Annotated in this window: 1 protein-coding gene; it reads right to left on the reverse strand. The window is 47.2% G+C overall.

What is annotated here, in order from left to right:
* A partial coding sequence (locus AB4486_RS27430) for an Arm DNA-binding domain-containing protein (RefSeq protein ID WP_372119952.1) occupies positions 1-337 on the reverse strand: 337 nt, incomplete at its 3' end.
* Positions 338-428 lie beyond the last annotated feature (91 nt).

The raw sequence follows: 428 nt of genomic DNA on the forward strand, positions 1-428 counted from the left end.
GGGTGTTCTTCACCACGCCTTTATAACTGGCTTTCCAGTTGCCTTTCTGACGCTCATACCACTGATTCGCAAAGTCATTGAAAAAAGGATACAGGTGGTCGGGGTACTTCTCGCGCTGTAAGCGTTCAAACAAGGCCACTTTTTTACTGTGTGGAAAGTAATTACGGTATTGAAAGGAGCCAAGGTCAATCTCGGCGTTCATTTGTTTGAGTGTGGCTTGAGCAAGCCTGACATTTTTTGGGGTGGCCATTTGCTGGGTACCTTCGCGAAAGCGTTGGCCGTACAAATGAAGATCGAACTGAATGCGCCCATTAGGACGGATGCGAATATGAGCCATAGCGGCCTCCATTGATATCAGATCTTAAATAGATCTGTTCCTCACCAATGGAATTCGCTAGAATCGAGCCATCGGCTGGGGTGGTTTTAAG

It is taken from the genome of Vibrio sp. 10N.222.55.C6 (assembly GCF_041473395.1).
GTDB lineage: Bacteria > Pseudomonadota > Gammaproteobacteria > Enterobacterales > Vibrionaceae > Vibrio > Vibrio crassostreae_C.